This is a genomic window from Polaribacter sargassicola (assembly GCF_021991835.1).
Taxonomy (GTDB): Bacteria; Bacteroidota; Bacteroidia; order Flavobacteriales; family Flavobacteriaceae; genus Polaribacter; species Polaribacter sargassicola.
Window position 1 is genome coordinate 382,912 of the sequence record NZ_JAHDAU010000002.1, and the last position, 21,277, is coordinate 404,188.

The 21,277-nt window shown below is 29.1% G+C and carries 16 protein-coding genes; 13 read left to right on the forward strand and 3 right to left on the reverse strand.

Annotated features, from left to right (window positions below; translation table 11 throughout):
• Positions 1–2: 2 nt before the first annotated feature.
• Genes KI686_RS05075 through KI686_RS05090 form a run of 4 tightly spaced genes read left to right on the forward strand, consistent with a single transcriptional unit; the run spans position 3 to position 3,981 of the window.
• The gene (locus tag KI686_RS05075) at positions 3–1,196 is read left to right on the forward strand and encodes an efflux RND transporter periplasmic adaptor subunit (RefSeq protein ID WP_237588179.1); all 1,194 of its coding nucleotides are present in this window, start codon (positions 3–5) and stop codon (positions 1,194–1,196) included.
• Between the two features lie 3 nt (positions 1,197–1,199).
• Positions 1,200–1,613 (forward strand): Fur family transcriptional regulator, encoded by a 414-nt coding sequence (locus KI686_RS05080; protein ID WP_237588180.1) that lies wholly within the window; start codon positions 1,200–1,202, stop codon positions 1,611–1,613.
• A 56-nt stretch (positions 1,614–1,669) separates the two neighbouring features.
• Complete coding sequence (locus KI686_RS05085; RefSeq protein WP_237588181.1) at positions 1,670–2,032, forward strand: DUF3703 domain-containing protein; 363 nt, start codon at positions 1,670–1,672, stop codon at positions 2,030–2,032.
• On the forward strand, positions 2,029–3,981 hold the full coding sequence (locus tag KI686_RS05090) for a heavy metal translocating P-type ATPase (RefSeq protein ID WP_237588182.1): 1,953 nt from the start codon (positions 2,029–2,031) through the stop codon (positions 3,979–3,981). Before KI686_RS05085 ends, KI686_RS05090 begins: the two co-directional genes overlap by 4 nt.
• A gap of 5 nt (positions 3,982–3,986) precedes the next feature.
• On the opposite strand, the gene KI686_RS05095 is transcribed toward KI686_RS05090, so the two are convergent.
• Positions 3,987–4,187, reverse strand: a complete 201-nt coding sequence (locus KI686_RS05095; protein ID WP_237588183.1) for a hypothetical protein — start codon at positions 4,185–4,187, stop codon at positions 3,987–3,989.
• Positions 4,188–5,008: 821 nt separating this feature from the next.
• Between KI686_RS05095 and KI686_RS05100 the strand changes: the two genes are divergently transcribed.
• The gene (locus KI686_RS05100; protein ID WP_237588184.1) at positions 5,009–6,658 is read left to right on the forward strand and encodes a BT4734/BF3469 family protein; all 1,650 of its coding nucleotides are present in this window, start codon (positions 5,009–5,011) and stop codon (positions 6,656–6,658) included.
• 618 nt (positions 6,659–7,276) lie between these two features.
• Positions 7,277–10,222: a DEAD/DEAH box helicase family protein gene (locus KI686_RS05105; protein WP_237588185.1), complete on the forward strand. Its 2,946-nt coding sequence runs from the start codon at positions 7,277–7,279 to the stop codon at positions 10,220–10,222.
• A 479-nt stretch (positions 10,223–10,701) separates the two neighbouring features.
• Here KI686_RS05105 and KI686_RS05110 read toward each other — a convergent pair whose 3' ends face one another.
• Positions 10,702–12,150 carry a tyrosine-type recombinase/integrase gene (locus KI686_RS05110; protein WP_237588186.1) on the reverse strand — a complete coding sequence of 483 codons (1,449 nt, stop codon included), beginning with the start codon at positions 12,148–12,150 and terminating at the stop codon, positions 10,702–10,704.
• A gap of 537 nt (positions 12,151–12,687) precedes the next feature.
• On the opposite strand from KI686_RS05110, the gene KI686_RS05115 reads away from it, so the two are divergent.
• The 6 genes from KI686_RS05115 (at position 12,688) to KI686_RS16880 (ending at position 18,393) form a co-directional block, all read left to right on the forward strand.
• Positions 12,688–13,281, forward strand: coding sequence for a hypothetical protein (locus KI686_RS05115; protein ID WP_237588187.1), 594 nt, complete (start codon positions 12,688–12,690; stop codon positions 13,279–13,281).
• Between the two features lies 1 nt (position 13,282).
• Positions 13,283–14,362, forward strand: a complete 1,080-nt coding sequence (locus tag KI686_RS05120) for a sensor histidine kinase (protein WP_237588188.1) — start codon at positions 13,283–13,285, stop codon at positions 14,360–14,362.
• A 3-nt stretch (positions 14,363–14,365) separates the two neighbouring features.
• Positions 14,366–15,694, forward strand: coding sequence for a sigma-54-dependent transcriptional regulator (locus KI686_RS05125; protein ID WP_237588189.1), 1,329 nt, complete (start codon positions 14,366–14,368; stop codon positions 15,692–15,694).
• A 195-nt stretch (positions 15,695–15,889) separates the two neighbouring features.
• Positions 15,890–16,249: a hypothetical protein gene (locus KI686_RS05130; protein WP_237588190.1), complete on the forward strand. Its 360-nt coding sequence runs from the start codon at positions 15,890–15,892 to the stop codon at positions 16,247–16,249.
• A gap of 299 nt (positions 16,250–16,548) precedes the next feature.
• Complete coding sequence (locus KI686_RS05135; protein ID WP_237588191.1) at positions 16,549–16,968, forward strand: GreA/GreB family elongation factor; 420 nt, start codon at positions 16,549–16,551, stop codon at positions 16,966–16,968.
• A gap of 276 nt (positions 16,969–17,244) precedes the next feature.
• Positions 17,245–18,393 carry a T9SS type A sorting domain-containing protein gene (locus KI686_RS16880; RefSeq protein WP_237588192.1) on the forward strand — a complete coding sequence of 383 codons (1,149 nt, stop codon included), beginning with the start codon at positions 17,245–17,247 and terminating at the stop codon, positions 18,391–18,393.
• Here KI686_RS16880 and KI686_RS05145 read toward each other — a convergent pair.
• On the reverse strand, positions 18,390–19,886 hold the full coding sequence (locus tag KI686_RS05145; RefSeq protein WP_237588193.1) for a sulfatase family protein: 1,497 nt from the start codon (positions 19,884–19,886) through the stop codon (positions 18,390–18,392). The two genes, KI686_RS16880 and KI686_RS05145, sit on opposite strands and share 4 nt — an antisense overlap.
• A 353-nt stretch (positions 19,887–20,239) precedes the next feature.
• Here KI686_RS05145 and KI686_RS05150 point away from each other — a divergent pair, with 353 nt between their 5' ends.
• Positions 20,240–21,187, forward strand: a complete 948-nt coding sequence (locus tag KI686_RS05150) for a LamG-like jellyroll fold domain-containing protein (protein WP_237588194.1) — start codon at positions 20,240–20,242, stop codon at positions 21,185–21,187.
• Positions 21,188–21,277: the final 90 nt, after the last annotated feature.

The window sequence follows — 21,277 nt, forward strand, 5'->3', positions numbered from 1 at the left end:
CAATGAAAAACAAAATATATAAAATCTTTACCGTAATCGTGTTAACTATTGTTGTTTCAGCGTGCGGAAATAAAGATAATAATGGTTCTTCCCACGATGAAGAACAAAATATAAAAGTTAACGAAGAACATAATGAGAGCGAAGAAGTAATGCTTACACAACAACAGTTTGAAGCCTTAAAAATGAAAGTCGACACCTTGGCATTACGCAATATGAGTGGTTATGTTGAAGCAAATGGAACATTAGAAGTACCACCGCAAAATGAGGCTGCCATCACTTCAGTTGTTGGTGCAAATGTGTTATCCATAAAAGTGATTGAAGGAGACAAAGTGAATAAAGGTCAAGTTGTGGCATCTCTTTCACATCCAAATATTATTCAAATGCAAACCGATTATTTGAATGCTTTTAGCAATAGTAGTTTTTTAAAGAAGAACTTTGAGCGTCAACAAAAATTATATGATGCAGGAGTTGGCTCTGGTGCAAATTTTCAAAAGGCCGAAGCCGAATATGATGCCTCTAAAGCAATGGTAAATGGATTGGAAGCCCAATTGAAACTATTAAATATAAACACGTCATCAGTACGAAATGGAACAATTGCTCAAAGTATATCATTACGCAGTCCTATTGAAGGCTATGTGCAAAAGGTAGAAGTAAAAACAGGACAGTATGTTGAACCTCAAACCGAACTTTTTGAAATAGTAAATACGCATCACGTTCACGCCGACTTAATGGTATTTGAAAAAGATGTGTATAAAGTAAAAAAAGGTCAAAAAGTAAGCTTTAATATACAAACAATTCAAGATGAAGAATTAACAGCAGAAATCTATTCCGTAAGCAAAACATTTGAAGATGACCCTAAAGCAGTACACGTACACGCTGAAATTGAAAACAAGAAAGGTAACTTAATTCCTGGAATGTATATTCAAGGAAAAATTCAAACAGAAAACACACAAACTATGGCATTGCCCGAAAGTGCGATAGTAAAAGAAGGTGATAGATTTTTCGTGTTTTCGGCAGAAAAAGAAAATGACGATTGGAGTTTTAAACCTATTGAAGTGCTTTTAGGAGCAAAAGATGGCAATTGGGTAGCTGTTCAATTTACTGAAGAACAAGATAAAATCACAAAATTCGCTTATAACAATGCGTATTATTTAATAGCCGAAATGAAAAAAGGCGAAGCAGAACACGAACATTAGATTATGCAAACCATAGAACAATTATTAGAGTTAAAAAATATTCGCGTTACGGCAATGCGTTTATTGATTTATAAGTTTCTTGTAAATAAACAAGTAGCAGTAACATTAAGTGATATAGAAAATGCTTTTGAAAAAGCAGATAGAACTACCTTATACAGAACTATTAAAACTTTTGAAGAAAAGGATATTGTTCATCAAATAGATGATGGTACAGGTATTACCAAATATGCTTTATGTGAACAAGGTTGTAGTTGTGATATAAATAAAGATTTACACTTACATTTCCATTGTAACAATTGTAATGAAACCATTTGCTTAACAGACCATAAAATACCAAAAATTAAAGTGCCTGATGGCTTTGTTTCAGAAAATGTAAACTTGGTTGTAAAAGGTATATGTGATAAGTGTAGTAGATAACAAATGCACTTCCATTGCACTTACTATTAGGTTATTTTTATGAAAAATTAGTGGATATGAAGTTTAATACTAAAATACCTAAATCTCTTAAACAGGCTTATAACGAAGAATTAAAACGATATAGTTTCTGTTTAGAAAATAAGCAGTATAGTAATGCTTGGTATCATTTAGAACGCAGTCATATCATAGGGCAATCTTACCCAATAGAACATACCTATTCACATTGGTTAATGCTAAAGTTTGGATTTATGCAAAAAGATACTAAAGAAGTACTCGGCCAAATTATTAGGTTACTTGTTGGTGGTTGGAAATCATTTATTGACCACGTGCCACTTGGTAACACAGGCGGTGCAAACGTACCACCATTAAAATCTATGCCTATATCTAATGATATTAAAAATTTATTCAATTCAAAATGAAGAAAAAGAAAATCAATTTAAGAGATTTACAACCAAATTCAGAAGAACAACATTCTCACGATGATGGTCACGACCACGACCACGGAAATAGTAGTTCATTTAGAACCTATGTGCCTGCAATCATAAGTTTTACAATGCTTATCATTGGAATAGGATTAGATTATTTTGATGTTTCTTTTTTTAAGAATTGGACTCGTATTGTTTGGTACAGTATAGCATATTTGCCTGTAGGTTTTCCAGTAGTAAAAGAGGGTTGGAATAGTATTAAAAAGGGTGATATTTTTACAGAGTTCTTTTTAATGTCCATTGCTACTATTGGTGCGTTTATAATTGGTGAATATCCAGAGGGTGTAGCAGTAATGTTGTTTTATGCAGTAGGAGAATTATTTCAAAATGCAGCAGTAAATAGAGCAAAAGGAAATATTAAAGCATTATTGGATGTTAGGCCAAAAGAAGCCAATGTATTTCGTGATGGTGACTATATAAGTGTGTCGCCAGAAGCTGTAAATATTGGAGAGAAAATTCAAGTTCGTGTAGGTGAAAAAATTCCATTGGATGGTATTTTATTATCCGAAAAAGCATCTTTAAATACTGCAGCATTAACAGGCGAAAGCAAACCAGATTCTATTCAAAAGGAAGCCAAGGTTTATGCAGGTAGTATTAATTTAGAAAGCGTTATTGAAGTTGAGGTAACCAATAAGTTTGAAGATAGTTCTATAGCGAGAATATTAGACTTGGTTCAAAATGCGACAGCACGCAAATCTAAAACAGAATTATTTATTAGACAGTTTGCTCGTATCTACACACCAATTGTAGTGTTTTTAGCTATTGGTGTTACTTTTATACCTTACTTTTTTGTAGATGATTATGTATTTAGAGATTGGTTATACAGAGCATTAATTTTCTTGGTAATATCTTGTCCTTGTGCGTTGGTAATTTCAATTCCTTTAGGATATTTCGGTGGATTGGGAGCAGCTTCAAAAAATGGAATCTTATTTAAAGGTGCTTCATTTTTAGATGCAATGACCAAGATAAATACTTTGGTAATGGACAAAACAGGAACAGTTACCAAAGGTGTTTTTAAAATCAAAGAAGTAAAAGCAATCGGTTGGAATGAAACCGAATTTATGCAATACTTAATGGCGATGGAAGAACAATCCACGCATCCAATTGCTAAAGCAATTTTAGAGTATAAAGCAGAAGGAGAAGATTTTGAAGCTACCGAAGTATCTGAAATTGCAGGTAAAGGTTTAAGAGGGATTGTAAATGGTAAAACAGTTTTAGTAGGAAATAAAGCCTTAATGACCTCTAATAATATTGATGTTCCATTTGAAACGGAATCTATTGTAGAATCTATCGTTTTAGTTGCAATCGATAGTCAATTTGCAGGTTATGTAGTCATAGCAGATGAATTAAAGGAAGATGCAAAAGAAACTATTACAGCATTACACAAAGTAGGTATCGAAAATATTATGATGCTTTCCGGTGATAAAGATTCCATCACGCAACAAGTCGCTAAAGAGTTGAATATCGAAAATGCTAAAGGTGGTTTACTACCAGAAGATAAATTAAACGAAGTTGAATCTTTAAAGAAGAATCCTGAAAATAAAGTAGCTTTTATAGGTGATGGTATTAACGATGCACCTGTTTTAGCAGCGAGTAATGTTGGTATTGCAATGGGTGGTTTAGGTAGTGATGTCGCAATAGAGACAGCAGATGTCATCATTCAAACAGACCAACCTTCAAAAGTCGTGAGAGCGATTAAAATAAGTCGTTCCACACGAAAAATCGTTTGGCAGAATATCATTTTAGCTTTTGGTGTTAAAGTCATTGTCTTGATATTAGGAGCAGGTGGTTTAGCCACAATGTGGGAAGCAGTTTTTGCAGATGTGGGAGTAGCATTATTAGCTATTTTAAATGCTGTGAGGTTACAGAAAATGAAATGGTAGAAAAACTATAGGCTTTTATATTTTAAAATTTCATTACTAATAATATTTAAATCTTTTTCAAGCTGTTTAATTCCATATTTTTCAATAGCTAAAACTTTTGGTTTACAACTTTTTTTAAATTTCTTATCACCACAAATTGTACATTTATCATTATTTCCAATCTTAAGTTTCCCTAATCCAGTTTTAATGACTTTTTCAATAAACAAAAGATTATCTGTTTCTAATTCTTCCTTATAAAACTGTAAGATACCTTTTTCGAGATGTGCAAACTCTCCATTAGCATATTTACCTGTTTTTAGTTTAAACTGATGATTTGCAAAAAAAAAAAAAAAAGGATAAATAAAATCTCTATCTAAATCAATAGAGAGGGTATTTTGTATAAAAAATTGAACAAGAAAGAGCTTTTGATTCGATTAGAGAATAAAGAGAACTATAAGAAAAGATTTTTTTTTAAACTGAGCCACGTGATTAATGAGTAATTCTAAAGAGACAGCTTAAAAAATGCTTACCACGTTAACCAACTCTTTACCAATAAAATAATCGCTGTACCCCTTGATATTGTTGAGGTGTCCCAGCATTACCGAGTTTACCAACCCTCCCCATAAGTATAAGTGTTTATTTGATTCAAAAAAGTTTGAACTAAAGTATTCTAGGTTGCTTTCGGTTCCTAAATCATCAAAACAAATGATTCCATGTTTTTTTTGATGTAGTCTTGGTTTGCTGTATTTCTGAATTACTTCATAACTTTCTTTTATGAATTCGAAACTTAATCATGCTTAAATAATAAGCAAAACCCCAAACAGCGACTTAATCGCACTTGACCTTATATATACTATTTTGAGTGTACCACTTGACAATTAGCACATACTATTTATAACTAATAAGTTGTAATTTCCAACTGGTACACATAAGAAGTTTATTAATGCATTAAATAGATTATATGAGTAAGAACTACTATTATTTTGCAACACACACAACAAACGAGTCAATTTACAAATTCCTAACTACAGGAGCTCTGTATAAAAAAATGACTCAAAAAGAACAAGAATTGCTAAAATTATTAGCCCAAGGTTATTTCAAAAGAGACAAAAGCAAAAATGTTTTAAATTATTGTTCCGACTTTATTACCAATCATCATCAAGATTTTGAAGAACTAAACAGTAACTTAGGTTATTCACTTAAGTTTTTCCTTAAGGATTACCTTGGGTTTCATTTCAAGTGGCAATCCAGCATGCGGTCCTTTGGAAAGAATGATGATTTTATTGCTGATCAGATAACGGAATCAGAACTTATTGAAGAAATGACAAACCCAACAAGCTCTATAAAGAGATTATTAGATACCGCAAATGGAGATGTAAAATTGGTAAAACCTTTCTTGCCTTTTATCATGATCTCTTTAGATACGGATACAAGAGATAAAGAGAAGATGGAGTTCATACATACAGGTAGGTTTGTTTTTGATTTTGATAAGATTGGAGATGAAGAGACAACTCTAAAATGGATGAATAAAGTTTGGAAAGGCACAAAAAATGTAAAGCCATATATGGCTTTTGTATCACCAAGTGGAAATGGATTTAAATTATTTTGCCAGGTAGATACTTCTAATGAGGATTTCATAAACGATTTTGCCAGTGAAGAAAGAGGAGAAATGATGGTTAAACACAAAATTTGGTATGAGGGGGCTTGGAAAGAGTTAGCAGAAAATTTTCCTAAAATTGCTGATAATATTGATACGGCTACCAAAGACCCTCAACGCTTAACACTACTACCTTTTATTGCTGATAAAGCGACTCATTTTAAATATGCCCCTAAGGTGTTCTCTGAATATTCAAAAATCGTAGAGGCAGAAAAAGAACAAAGAAGAATTAAGAAAGAGCAAGATATTAAAAAACATGAAGTTGAAGTAAAAGCTCTAATGCAAAAAGAAGGTATCACCTCTAAAAGGGAAGCCTACCATTTATACCAAAAAAATAGAGCTAACGGTTTTGATTTAGAGCTTGAAATAGACAAGTTTAAAAAAGTAATTACTTTTATTATTGATTTATCTAAAGAAGATACTAGGGTAAAAAATTGGTTAAAGAAAAAGTTTAGTAGCTATGAAATCTTAAACAAACAAAGTTGGGTTTTATATGGTGTTTTTGGCAGTATGGGCATAAATGAATTAAAGAAATTAATACCACTAGGCTCTAACAAATTAGACAAAAATCATGGAGACTATAATTGGGCTAACAAAAGCGATGAAAACTATGATGAGGACAAAAGAAAAGAACTCACACTAGCTTCATTCTATAAATTAGTCTTCGAAATAGGAAAAGTAAAAGATTATGTCCTAGATAATTTTGCGATAACCTCATCTCAAGTCTCAAATTTCAAGTTAATTAATAAAGCCTATGAAAACTATAAATACAATTTAGACTTAAAAGAAGAAGGCGAAAAGAATGCTGATCTATCAGAGTTTTTAAAGAAAATTAATTTCCATCTTGATGCTAAAAAAAACAGATTGCCTTTAATTAAAAATCTTGAAGAAACGGAACCTGATATTAAATTGGGCCCAAAAGAATATCTTGATAAAGATGTTATGAAAAACCTAATTAAAGTTAAATATGCCGATAAGAGAATATTTTCTTTAAGATCTCAATGCGGTACTTCCTGTGCCGTCCTAGAGGGTGATCTCTAGGTAATAAAACATTTGAATTGCTGGAAGGCTAACCCTTGTAAAACTATAAGGTACGTGAGTGAACAATAAAAAACTTACGCTAAGTCGCTAATCAGCAGCTAAGCTTTCATGTAAAAAATATACCTCTTGGGATTTAGCACATCCTATCATATAACAATATATGTAAATGATCAACTGGTATACAAAAAATATTTATATGATTGAAAGTTCAGAGACTATCCCGAGAGGGAGTACCCCCAAGTGGGTGGAAGCGAATGTCAGCTAAAACAGCTGAAGATATAGTCCGATCTTATGGGAAACCATGAGCTGGAGAGGAATACCCTCTTCCGGGTAAGAAGTAACGCCCCTTACTGAACATAACCGACAGGTAAAAACTCAATCGTAACACATCCAAATTATGGAATTTACGCAAGATCAATACTAGCCGCTCCTTACAAGTCTATAAGCTCACAAACCGCTAAAGACAACCATGATAATGGAGACAATAGAACACAAGTTAATGTACATTCTGGTATAAATGACACTGTTATTTATTCTAAATCAAATTCTAAAAGCTCTAAAACCATAGATTCAGAAAAAACTTTACAAGGTGTTCAATTACCCGATGATAATGACCTCTTGGTAAATACAACTTATAACCAAATACTAAATTTAACTCATACACAACTTGCCACATTTGACTATATTTTTATAGATGAATGTCATGCACTTACCAGTGATTTAAATTTTCGTTCAGAAACAATTGCCAATTTAATTTTTCATTTAATTGAGTTTATCGCTCAATGTCCAGATGCTAAAACTAGCATAATATTTATGAGCGGCACACCTAATGTAGAAACATTAATAATTCCTAAAATTATGGAAGAGTATAGTATTGGTGATTTATTTCACCAGATTGTTGTTACAAAAGAGTATACAGAATCCCCAACTATAAACCTTGTCCATTTAGACACTATAGATAATAGTAAGAGGTATAATGTTGTAATGAACCAAATTAAACAATATCTAAAACAAGGTAGAAAGTCACTCTGCATCTTTAATTATAAAGAAAAGATGGATGTTTTACACAGAGATATTCAAGCCAAATTAGGTAAAAAAATTAAAGTCGGATTATTTTATTCTGGATCTACAGGAGCATGTACTGATAATATCTTATCAAGTAAGTTTGGGGATTATGATGTTGTTTTAACTACAAATTATTTTATAAACGGGATCAATATTAATAAAGATGGATTGGCAGAAGATGACATAAAAGCAGGTAAAACCTCAACTCAGAAGTATGGAGTAGTCATTGATTTAGGAAATAAATATAGTCACATTAGTGCAATCGACACAATACAAGCAACGAATAGATTTAGAAACAGATTATGTGAAACCACTGTGTTTTTTCCAAAAATCTTTAAGCCAGATGAGGAGCGCTCCAATAGAAAATTTCATTATGGTCATACCTCAAAAACTTTACTTGGAATTAATAGATATAATTTTCATTTGTTATCACAAAGTGAAAATATAGCCCCTAATCAAATTTTAGATGAAGAGGTAGTCGCAAAAAAAATACATGGTTTAGACGAGTTTCGAAAAAACCCTCTTAGTATTTCTTTAAATGATATTAAAGCGAAATCTATAAAAGAGCAAAATGAAGTAAAAGTAAAAAATATGACAAATACAGAATCTAGAATTTATGAAGATTGGTTTTACTCTTTGGATGGATACTATTACATATCCAAAGATGCAGGATTTAATATTGACATAAAACACACCGAGCTAGGAGAGCAACTTAAGGAGATATCCGAAGATCAACTTGAATTAGAAAACAAAATCATAAAAACTTTGATTGAAGATGAAAAAAACATTTATGCTATTATTAGCAAGTTAGATAAAGAATATAAAATTAATATTCAAGCTTCCAATAAAGTCATTGAACCCACAAATACAGAAGTTGGTAATTTTTCAATTGTCAAAGTTCAAAATAGCATCTGTAAAATTGAAGGAGATTTTCACAGTTCGCATGAAAGAGCAATAAACAAATTGTTTCGATGCTATTTTAAATTGAAGTACTATTATGATTATGATAAAGCATTAGAGATTATCAAGAACCTGATACATTCAGAAATAAATTTTACACCTACAAAAAGGAAGAGTTACCTTAAAAATATTACTTCATATGTTAGGGCTTGTAATAATATTGGTAAAGGTAAAAATCTTAAAGCTTTGAATTACACCCTAGGCTTAGACTATTTAGCTGAAAATAACTTAGGAGTATTTAAAGTTAAAAAAACAACTTGGACCTCTTATACAATTACTAATCCTAAAATAGTTAGAAATATAAAAGATATGTGGGCTCAGCAACAATTTCAACAAATCAAATTCAACTTGAATTCATCAGTTCAAAAAAATGATTGGGCAGCTGGTCTTAAATCTCCAAAAGACAACTATAAAGAAAAGAAAATACCTTTCGACAACCTTTATGGAAGCCCTAAAAAAACTTATATCCATAAAAGTGAAAAGGATAGTTATCAAAAATATTTTTCTAACGAAGCTCAAATAAAAAGTGATGACATTGAAGATTTGGAGAACCAATTAAATCAGGTATCTAAGTATACTCCATTAAGTTACACTAAAAATGGAAAACTTAAAAATTTAGAATCCATAATTATTCCTAAAATAATTGAGAGCCCGAAGCTACTTCTCCCTTTAGAAATACATGAAAATGAATATAGTGAACCTGAACAAGTATCTATAAAAGATGTTGATTTGGAAGTAGATATGCATATAGATAGAATCAATACAAAATTAACCACTCATCACAAAAAATCTATCAAAACTAATAATCCTTATCTAGAACTAATCTGCAACTACTCTATGAATAAGTTAAAAAACAGAGATTTAGCTGGGTTATTGGAGTATATAGATCAATTAATTGATAGTCCAAAATTGGTAACCGTATTCGATGTTAAGCCAATGCTTTTGATATTAAAGAATGAATTAGATAAAATATGTCAAATATTTTCGATAGCGTTTAAAGCTATGGAATTTAAAACGTATAACAACTTAATGAAACACCAAGTTTCGCCTTTTAAAAAAGAGATTTTTTTCTGTGATGAAGGATTTAAGTTTGAAAGCTTACTTCAAAAATCAACTTCTAGAATTGTAAATAAGAATGATATTTATAATACTTTAATTAAAAATTCAAAACTATTTATCAAAACGAAAAAAATTAGACCTAGATCTAGTTCTGGAAACAGACAGACAGTGAGCTCAACATCAAGCTACATTAAAAAATGCTATATAGCTCTTAATGAAAAGAATGAGCTTATTTGTGCTGATTTTTCAAAATCTAAATTTTGCGCTTATATATGTAAATACGCATATAAAAATGCCCCTTTTAGATTAAAAAATGGTGTCATTCCAATTAAAATAGAAAATAGAGGGATGTATAACTCTAGTTCGTTTAGTAAAGGTTACTTATTCAAAGAATCGACACATAAAACTGTAGATAATTATACTTTCAAAGAATACGAAGTTGACATATATGATTATGTTAATTATTACAAATCTTTGTAAAGAAACAAACCAACCCATATTGGGTTGGTTTTCTTTTTTGATGCTAATCTCGCTTTTTCTTCTTAATCCAGAGAATAATTAAATTACATCCATCTTTGATCATTTTTATAATTAGGTCATTTGCAACTTCTTCTTTTTTATCCATAATTTTTATATTTAACATTACAGATATAAGGTTTTGTCGAGTTATTTAGGCCCAGTTTAAAATTATTTCGGCACAAGAGATAAAGTACTTTTTTTACTTTAAGACCCCTCCCCCTTATCTCAAAATAGAAACTAGTAGTTTTTTAATACTAATCATTCTGTATTGAGTTTGGAAACCCCATTAGAGAGTTAGTAAGAATAAATTAAGTACTTAATAGAATACAAAACTTAAAAAAGATGAATTGAGAAAACAAAAAATGAAAATTTCCATGCTAAATAAATTACTTATGCATTTGGAGTTTCACATCCAAGTATAATAGATTTTTAATTCTATTTTATTGATTTGATACATTTTTGATAATATTAAGTTGAGTTTTTATATGTTTCTGTTCCAACCTATCAGCATTTTCATTCATTCTACTATACATTTGACTTATTTGATCATCATTAATAGCGCTTTCATTAATATATTTATACAACATCTCATCACTTTTATGTCCAGTTACAGCCCTTACGTTATAAGCACCTATAATTTTAACATAATTAGTTGCAAACGTCCTTCTAAAACTATGATTCGTTATAATCTCATATTTTTTATAGACTTTTGATATTGTACGTCTTGTTTTCTCACCGTTGACAATGACACTTTGTGACTTTCTACTTTTAACAAGCTCATCAATACCAGCAATTTTACAAATATCTTTTATTTGTTCGTTTAAAATTACATCATCATTTTCTTTAAATGTTGTCTTAGGTTTACCATAACAATCTATGTATTTTAATATCCTTTTATTGATTGGAAGCACAACATCATAACCAGTTTTTTTATTCCAAAAACCCCAATATTTTACACCTTGTTTATTGGTTTTAATATTCTCATCCGTTAGTTTATTAAAATCTGACACTCTTAACCCCACCTCACTTATAAACAAAATTGTTTTCTTAGCATCTTGAAGTCTTGTTGGCACCTCTGTATTATGTATTAAATCCAACTCCTCAAAAGACAAAGGAATTACAATCTCATCTTTTTGTTCCCTTATTTCTGATTTTGTCAATCTTTTATATTTAATACTATTTATATTGTGTGAAACCTCGACAATATTTGGAAAAGCATTTTTTTGGTATCGAACGGCGTGCGTAAGACTTTTACAATGTTTATTTGACGTTGCGTGACTATGTTTAAAATAAGTAACTAAAAAAGCATAAAAACTATTAATAAAATCTTGAGTAATATCTTTTGTTTTAAGCTCTACCTTTTTTACTTCTTGATACACAACAATCTTAGACTTTAGCTGATTATACAACCTCAAAGAATCTTTTTTATCAAAATACTCAACATCAATAACTCTTTGAATTGCCGATGTAACTAAATTAGTTTTATAACTGCTTTGCTCTTTATTTAATATTTCAAGTTCTTTTTGCTCTTTGGCTTTTTGCCTTTTTTCAATTTCTAATTTATCGATAACAATCGTTACTATTTCCGATAATGTTTCCTTAAACCATTCTCTTGAAATAACTACACCGCTATTAAACTCTGTTGTAAACTTCAACAAAAATTTATCTCGAATATCTTCTAAATCTTTTTTATGATTCTTTACCTCTGCAGTTCCTTTATTTGCAATATCATTTAAATTCTTATGCTTTCCTTTTGTAGTAAACCAATATTCTTTATTCGATACAATTTTAGTTGTGTATCTATAATGAATATTAGAGGAATGCCTAAATCGTATTGTTAAATTTCCTTTTTCTTTTTTACTTCTATACAAGAATTGTAACGTTGCCATTTACCTTAATTTACTTGAGCAAAACAAATATATAAAAATGTGTCCGTTTTTGTGTCCGTTTTTATACTCGTTATTAAATATACCTCAATATCATTCAATAACAAAAAACATTAAACCCAATAAAACAAAGGGATAACGAAGTATTTTCAATTAAAGAGATTTACTAATTCGGGTATCGGCGTCTCCACAGAATACCCTTATAAACCCAGTGTTTGTAAGGGTTTTTTATTTGCGTTGATGATAAGTTTACTACTGCTCTTATCATCATTCTTTTGTAAATTTAATTAAAGCTTTAAGTAATATCACCTAATTTAAAATCGGGTAGTTTTTACCCGCAACTTACTTTTTTACTCGTTTTAAAAAACACAATACAAATACAAACAGTTAATTTACAAATAGTTAACATTAAACCATTTTAAAAAGTATAATTTTTGATGTAATTAAATTGTATATTCTAACAAAAATCAATTTATGATTAAAATAGTATAAATCGAGTAAAACCTACCCGATATTTAATTCATTTAAATGTAGAAAAAAATGTCAAAAAAAATAAGTATTTCGAATCGTATTAATATTGGACTAGCATTAACTATTATTTTCTTATTAGTTTTTGCCACTAACAGAATTGATAAAAATCATTTTGAAACTGTTCAAAACGCATTAATATCTCTACATAATAATAGAGTTGTTGCACAAGAATATGTATACAATATGAGAGGAATTATACATAAAAAAAGAATCATTTTAATAGATAGTACTTCTAAAGAAAATAAAACCGACTTAAATAAACAGTTTGATAATCTTATCAATAATTTTGCAACTACAGAACTTACTGTAAAAGAAGCAAAAACGTTTAACAACTTAAAAATTGATTTTGAAAAACTAAAAGAAATAGAACAAAAAAGATTGAAAAATAATTCTGAAAAAATATTTTTAAACACATTAGAATCAGATTTAAATGACCTTTCTGCAATTCAATCATCAGAAAGTAAAAATTTAATTAGTTTAACTCAAAAATCTTTAGATCGCAATAATTTAATTTCTAATTTAGAAATTGGGTTTCTAATTTTAATTGGTATTATACTTCAGTTTACCATTTTTTATAGAGTAAAAAAATCTAAATCAGCTTAAATTGAACACAACCGAAAAAATTTTAAAAGAAAGAATTAAAGAACTTACCTGCTTGCATGAAGTATCTTCTATTATTGTAAATGCAAATACAACAGATATTTTAGATACTTTAAAAGCAATTGCATTCAGTTTAAAAAAGGGGTTTCAGTTTATTGAGGAAACCGAAATTTTGATTGAAATTCCTGACTTAAATTTTAAAACAGATGCAATAAATAACAATCATAAAATTTCTTCTAATATTATGTTGTTTAATAAAGTTAAAGGAAAAATTACAGCTTCTTTGAAAGAAGAAGATTTATTATTTCTTAAAGAAGAACAAACCTTATTAGATAGCGTTGCTTTAAAATTAGGAAATTTATTAGAACGAATTGAAATTCAGAAAAATGAAATTTCTTTAAAAAGACAGATGGAAAGAGCAGATCGTTTAACTATTTTAGGAGAACTTACCGCAGGAATAGCCCATGAATTAAACACACCTTTAGCCAATATTTTAGGTTTTGCAGAATTGTTAAAAGAAGACTTTGGTTCTAATAAAAAAATATCTAACGATTTAGATAAAATTATAAGTAATGCTATTTTTTCTAGAGAAGTGGTTAAGAAATTAATGTTTTTTTCATGTAAAATGCCACAAGAAAAACAAGAAATAGATATTGTACCAAACATAAAAAATGCAATTGCATTATTAGAAGCTACTTTTAGAAAAGAACAAGTTAAACACAAAGTTAAAATTGCTAATAAAGAGCTATGGCTTAGAGCAGATACAGTACAAATTACACAAATTGTTTTTAATTTAATTATTAATGCAATCTATTTTGCGCCTAAAAATTCTTTGGTTACCATAGAAGCTTATGAAACCGAACAACATATTGTTTTAAAAATTTCTGATGAAGGAAAAGGAATCAAAGAAAAAGATTTAGATAAAATATTTCAACCTTTCTTTACAACAAAATCTGCCGGAGATGGTGCTGGTCTTGGTTTAAGTGTTGTACACGGAATTATAGCTAGCCACAACGGAACAATTACTGCTAAAAATAACAAAAAGAAAGGCGCTTGTTTTACTGTAAAACTACCCAAATCTTAAATTATGCAATTAAAAAAAGAAAATATACTTATTGTAGATGATGATATTAATATTCTAGAATTATTACAACGCCATCTTAAATCTTGGAACTATCATACCTATAAAGCAATCTCTGTTAAAGAGGCTGTTAACATCTTAAAAGACACTCATATAGATTTATTAATTACAGATTTAAAAATGCCCAAAATTGATGGTTTTGAGCTGATTAAATTTGTATCGGAACATTACCCAAAGTTACCAAAATTGGTAGTTACAGGTTTTCCTTCTGTTCAAGATTCATTGGTTGCAATAAAATCTGGCGTAGTAGATTATCTTACAAAACCATTTACAAAAAACGAGTTAAAATCTGCCATTGATGCTTCATTTAAAAATTCCGTTGCTAAAAATAAAATCAATGAAAAATCTAAATTAGATAATAAAGAAAAGTATGGAGAAATTATTGGTAATTCAGAAAAAATAAATGATGTTATTCAAATTATCGAACGAGTAAAAAATAACAAAGCAACCATATTTATTAAAGGTGAAAGTGGAACAGGAAAAGAATTAGTTGCAAGAGCCATACATTATCAAGGTAAATTTTCCAACGCTCCGTTTATTGCCGTAAACTGTGGCGGAATTCCTGAAAACCTTTTAGAAGCAGAATTATTTGGTTACACAAAAGGTGCTTTTACAGGTGCAGATAAAGAACGAAACGGTTTCTTTCAGGCTGCTAACGGAGGTACTATTTTCTTAGATGAAATTGGCAATGCTTCTTTATCTGTACAATCTAGATTATTACGAGTATTACAAGAAAAAGAAGTTGTTAAACTTGGCGCTCAAAAAGCAGAAAAGGTAGATGTTCGAATAATAGCTGCAACAAATAGTAATCTAAAAGAGATGATTACCAAAAAAACTTTTAGAGAAGATTTATTTTATAGACTTACTGTTGTAGAAATAAATGTTGCACCACTAAAAGAGCGCAAAGAAGACATTACTTTATTAGTTGATAAATTTTTGTTTAAATATGGTGTTGAATATAAAGATCGATTTATAAAAATAACTCCAGAAGCTTTAAAAATATTAGAACGATATAATTGGCCAGGAAACATAAGAGAGTTAGAAAACATTATACAACGTGCTGTTATTATGTGTGATAAAATAATTGATGTAGAGCATCTACCAGATTCTTTAAAGTTTAACATTAATTTCCCTGAAGAAGAATTAATTACTATTAAAGAGCTTGAAAAAAAATACATCCAAAAAGTTTTAAATCATACCAATAATAACAAAACAAAAGCAGCTACTATATTAGGTATTACAAGAAAAACATTAACCCAAAAATTAGAAAAATAAATCGATTAAATTTTACTCATCAAAGAAATTACTACCCGCTATTAAAATAAGTCATTTTCTTTTTAAAAAATATAAGCATCTAAAAATCAAGTACATAAAACACATTTAGTTTTTAGATGTTTTTTTTGGCTTAAGGATTGCTTCTTATAAAGTAATAATAACAAATAGAATCCATTAATTTAAAAATTTAGTAAGATGAGAAATTATTTAATAGTAGGTATGTTAGCTTTAGCAAGTTTAGGTGTAAATGGTCAGGAAAAAAATACGGACATAAAAGAAGGAGATACTTTAGAAATTATTAAACCTTCTAATAATGCTTTTAAGTACATTAATTTTCCTAAAAAAAATATAATTATTAAAAGAGGAGGTATTGCATCTAACAAATTAGTTAACGGTAAACAAGTTATTGTAACCAAAGTAACCACAGAAAACGATGGTTCTACAAAAATAAGTATAAAGAAAGCAGACGGAAGTAGGTTTTATAAAGCAATACCAAGTGTAACTGTAGATTATGAAAATGCTTTAAATGCCGGAGAAATTAAAGTTCTTAAATAATAAATAAGTTAGTTTTTTTAGTTGTTCAATAAAGCCTTAACAGATAAAATGTTGAGGCTTTTTTCTTTTAAATATAAATACTAATTGTAAATAATTTTACTCATCCGAGTAATTACAACTCAATTATTATTTTTTTCAAACCCATCAAACAAAAGAGTAAAAAACTACATAACAACTACTTAACAACAAACCATACATTCATTTTTTTTTAATGGCACAAGCATTGCTTTTTAACTCATGTAATATTAATCCTTTTTTATTAAGACTCTTTTTAAGCTTAATTATAAAAATCTTGTACCATGAAATATCATAATTTAATTATAGAAAAAAAAGAATACGTGTTTTTAAAACGTTTATTAAATATCACTGAGTTTTCTCAGGATTTTAAAACCCAAAATTCATTAAATAAACTAACCAAAGAACTAAATACTGCACAAATTATAGACGAAGAAGAAATGCCAGATGATGTAATTCGTTTTAATAGTATTGTTAAAATATCTACAGAAAATGGATGGAAAAACACATTACAAATTGTTATTCCTTCAGAAAAAGATATCACAAAAAACAAAGTTTCTATTAAAACACCAATTGCAGCAGCCTTATTTGGTTACTCAGAAAATGACGAATTAATTTGCGATTTTCCTGTTGGAAAGAAAAAAATTAAAATTATTGCTGTGCAACAAGATAAAAACAGTAAAAAAATTGAAGTTTTACTATAATTTTTAAAGAATTACATCATTTATATAGGTTCATTCAAAAATTTCTACACCTTATTTTCTATTAAAATTGAAGAAAACTTAGTTTTTAAACACTTAAAATATAAAGTATTTAATTTATAACAAATTAAACATCAACAAACGTAATACTCTGTAAAAGAGACAGAAAATCATTATTTTATTTAAAAAAAACAATTTTATACTTATATTTAACCATTGAGTATTTAGGCTTGCTATACCTAATAATATTCTAAAATGATTAAGAAAAATAAAATAATTGTGAAAAAGAAACTAACCTTTATTTGCTTGTTGTTGTGTACATCAATAATAAGCTCTCAAACCGCTGAAGCAATAACAGAATTAATAACTCCAGATTTAGACGAAACCTCGGGGTTACTCTTTTACAATAATAAAATTATTACTCATAATGATGATAAAGATGCTAAACTATACGAAATAAATAGCACTACTGGCAATATTACAAGAACCGTTGAAATAAAAAATGCTACAGTTACAGATTGGGAAGATATTGCCCAAGATGCTTCTTACATTTATATTGGTGATATTGGAAATAATTTTGGAAACAGAACTAATTTAAAAATCTATAAAATTTCTAAATCTGATTATGATGACGGTGATAATGAAGTTACAGCAGAAATAATTTCATATTCTTATGCAGATCAAAATGATTTTTCTTCTAACCTTAATAACCAAAATTGGGATGCAGAGGCTCTTATTTCTTATGGAGATAAGCTACTAATTTTTACCAAAAATTGGGCAGACAAAAAAGTAAATGTCTACTCATTACCAAAAAATAGCGGTACTTACAGTGCTAACTTAGAAAGCACATATAATACCAATGGCCTTATTACTGGTGCAGATATTTCTTTTAATGAAGAAGTAATATACCTTACAGGATATAGTAATTCTCAAGCACCTTTTATGTATACTATACATAACATCCCAAGCAATAGTTTAGATATCTTTTCTGGTTCTGTTTCAGATAAAAAAGAAAATATTGTTTCTTTAGGAAATCAAGTAGAAGGAATTACTCTTTTTGAAACTACATCAACAAAACATCGTCTTTATATTTCTAATGAAAGATATACTGCTTTTTTAGGATCTTTAACATTCTTATTTCCTGCAAAATTATGGATTGTAGAAATTGATGTAGACACACTATCTTTAAATACTTCTGATGAAATTATTGTAAATGAAAAATTAAATATATCCCCCAATCCATTTTATAACACCTTAAATTTAAGTAAAGTAGTCGATGAAGCTACTATTATTGATTTATCTGGTAAAACTATAGACAAACAATATTCTACAAAAAAACTATCTTTAGGTCACTTACAAAAAGGCATCTATATTTTAAAAACTAAAAAAAACAATGCTGTTTCAATTGAAAAAATATTTAAACTTTAATTGTCTTTAAATTTATTTATTTTTTGTCCTCTTAGTATTTCAAAAGTCTCAATCATTTCTAATAATTTTTCAGGTTTATCTTCTGCCAAATTTTGTTTTTGTCCAACATCTTCCTTTAAATTGTACAATTGAAATTTTGGTAAAATACCAACATCAATATTTACTTTTTTGTTAAATCGCGTACCTTTATAAGGTGGAATCATTAACCAATCTCCACTTCTTAGCGCTGTTTTAGAATTGGCTTCAATAATTAAATGATCTCTTCCTTTATCTGTCTTACCTAAAAGCGTTTTCATCAATTCTTTACTATCTGTCGTACTTTCTTCTATTCCTGTTAAAGCAGCCAGAGAAGCTAATAAATCTATTTGACAAACAATTGCATCAGAAATAGAAGGTTTAATTGTTCCTTTCCAATAAGTGATAAAAGGCACTCTTGTACCTGCTTCTAATAAGCTGTATTTGCCACCTCTTAAACCTCCTTTAGGATCGTGTTTGCCTAATTTTTCTGCTGCATCATCATAATAACCATCATTTAAAACTGGTCCGTTATCACTAGAAAAAACAATTAACGTATTTTCTAAGACACCTTCTTTTTCTAAGGTTTTTACAAACTCACCAATTACCCAATCTGCTTCTAAAATAACATCACCTCTTGGTCCCATACCAGATTTTCCTACAAATCTAGGATGTGGAGTTCTAGGTACATGCGGTTGCTGCATTGCATAGTACAAAAAGAACGGATTTTCTTTATGTTTTTTTACATAATTTTGTGCTTTTTGCAAAAAATGATCTGCCATATCAATATCAGACCATTTTGCAGCATCTCCACCTTTCATATATCCAATTCTAGGAATTCCGTTTACAATACTATTATTATGTCCGTGATGCCATTTCATGGTTGTCATTTCTGGATTTGATTTAGCTGTTGGTTCTCCTTCAAAATTCTTTTTATAATTAACTTGAATGGGATCGTTTTTATCTAAACCTTCTATATAACCATTATCTATATAAACCGTTGGAACTCTATCTTGAGTTGCCGCTAAAATGTAAGATTCATCAAAACCAACTTCATTTGGTCCTGGCGTAATTTTCTCATTCCAATTTACATTACCACTTCCTAAACCAAGATGCCATTTACCAACAATTGCAGTTTGGTAACCTTGTTTTTTAAGCATTTTTGGTAAAGTTTGTTGTGTTTCGCTAATTATTAAAGGAGCAGAACCCGATAAAATTCTTGCTTTTTTATTTCTCCAAGGATATACACCTGTTAAAAATGCGTATCTACTTGGTGTACAAGTTGCCGAAGAAGCGTATCCGTTTGTAAATTTAATTCCGCCTTCTGCTAAAGCATCAATATTAGGTGTTTGTAATTCTGTTGCACCGTAAGAACTTAAATCTCCGTAGCCCAAATCATCCAAATAGATAACAACAATGTTTGGTTTTTTATCATTAACTTTTGCTAATATTTCTTTTTTTTCTGACTTACAACTCATAATTATAAAAAATAAAATGATGATAAATTTTAAAATGTTTGGTTTAAAACACATAGTAAATATTGAATTATTTATCGTAAAAATAGAAATACCGATTTGATTCTTAGGGATAAAAATCGATCAAAAAAGGCTATTTAATAGCTCTTGTATCAAACTAACACAACTATCAACATTGTAAATTAATTTAGTTATATAACAACAATTAAAATCTATAAAAGACAAAAAAATAATATTTATCCAAATTTTAAAGCATATTTTCAACATTTAAACCACTATTATGAGACATTATCATCTCCCTTATAATCAATAACTTTAGTAATTTTATTTTCATAAATAAAAAAACAATTAAACAGATGAAAAAAATTACTCTATTAAAAGCTGCACTTTTTGTAGCATCTATTTTTACTGTAACAAGTTACACTAGAGCTCAAACATTAATTGCTCACTACACTTTTGATAATACATTAAATGATGAAACTGGAAATTGGAATTTAAATCAATCTGCTGATTTTGCAGGAACTCTTTCTTATGTATCAGGTAAAGATGGTACAGAAAATACAGCTGTTACTGGTTTTTCTGGACCAGATTATTTAGAAACCGCCACTAATTTTTCAATCTCTGGAAATGATAGTAGAACCATGGCCGCTTGGATTAATACAGATGCAACTTCTGCTACAGTTGGTGTAGTTGGTCTTGGAGAAGGGGCTAGCAAAAAGAAATGGACTTTTGGTAGGTCTGGAGATAAAATAAGAATAGAAATACAAGGTTCTGGTATGAGTGCAGGAGCTTTTACTGCAGGAACTTGGAACCATATAGCAGTTACTTACAATAGTTCTGATGGTAAAGTAACATTGTACTTAAATGGAGATTTAGTTGGAGAAAATACTTGGACAGATGTAAACACGACTGCAACACCTTTAAGAATTGGAAATGATTATAACAATAATACACCTCCACAATCAAGAGGTTTTAACGGTGCTATTGATGATATACAAATCTATAGTGACGCTCTTACAGCAACTCAAATATCTACTCTATATAACACTCCTATATTATCTAATGAAAAATTTGTAGCAAAAACCTTTGCAACGTATCCAAACCCAGTAAGTGACGTTTTAAATTTTACTTCTTCAGATATAAATTCTGTAGATGTATACAACATTTTGGGAGCTAAGGTAGCAACTTTAAAAGTTATAAATAAAAGCATCAATTTTGATACCTTTAATAAAGGGATTTACATTGTTGATTGTAAAAATACAAATGGTGTATCAATTTCTAAAATTAAGATTGTAAAAAAATAATATTTGTACTACTATATACTTTTATAAAAGCAAGGTTGAATTAAATTTGGCCTTGTTTTTTATGTAAATAGTAGAACCTATTTGTAAATG

What these genes read in the sequence shown, in the direction of transcription:
- KI686_RS05075 (WP_237588179.1), top strand. Translation starts at nt 3, where the DNA reads ATGAAAAACAAAATATATAAAATCTTTACCGTAATCGTGTTAACTATT.
- KI686_RS05080 (WP_237588180.1), top strand. Translation starts at nt 1,200, where the DNA reads ATGCAAACCATAGAACAATTATTAGAGTTAAAAAATATTCGCGTTACG.
- KI686_RS05085 (WP_237588181.1), top strand. Translation starts at nt 1,670, where the DNA reads ATGAAGTTTAATACTAAAATACCTAAATCTCTTAAACAGGCTTATAAC.
- KI686_RS05090 (WP_237588182.1), top strand. Translation starts at nt 2,029, where the DNA reads ATGAAGAAAAAGAAAATCAATTTAAGAGATTTACAACCAAATTCAGAA.
- KI686_RS05100 (WP_237588184.1), top strand. Translation starts at nt 5,009, where the DNA reads ATGACTCAAAAAGAACAAGAATTGCTAAAATTATTAGCCCAAGGTTAT.
- KI686_RS05110 (WP_237588186.1), bottom strand. Translation starts at nt 12,150, where the DNA reads ATGGCAACGTTACAATTCTTGTATAGAAGTAAAAAAGAAAAAGGAAAT.
- KI686_RS05115 (WP_237588187.1), top strand. Translation starts at nt 12,688, where the DNA reads ATGTCAAAAAAAATAAGTATTTCGAATCGTATTAATATTGGACTAGCA.
- KI686_RS05125 (WP_237588189.1), top strand. Translation starts at nt 14,366, where the DNA reads ATGCAATTAAAAAAAGAAAATATACTTATTGTAGATGATGATATTAAT.
- KI686_RS05130 (WP_237588190.1), top strand. Translation starts at nt 15,890, where the DNA reads ATGAGAAATTATTTAATAGTAGGTATGTTAGCTTTAGCAAGTTTAGGT.
- KI686_RS05135 (WP_237588191.1), top strand. Translation starts at nt 16,549, where the DNA reads ATGAAATATCATAATTTAATTATAGAAAAAAAAGAATACGTGTTTTTA.
- KI686_RS05145 (WP_237588193.1), bottom strand. Translation starts at nt 19,886, where the DNA reads ATGAGTTGTAAGTCAGAAAAAAAAGAAATATTAGCAAAAGTTAATGAT.
- KI686_RS05150 (WP_237588194.1), top strand. Translation starts at nt 20,240, where the DNA reads ATGAAAAAAATTACTCTATTAAAAGCTGCACTTTTTGTAGCATCTATT.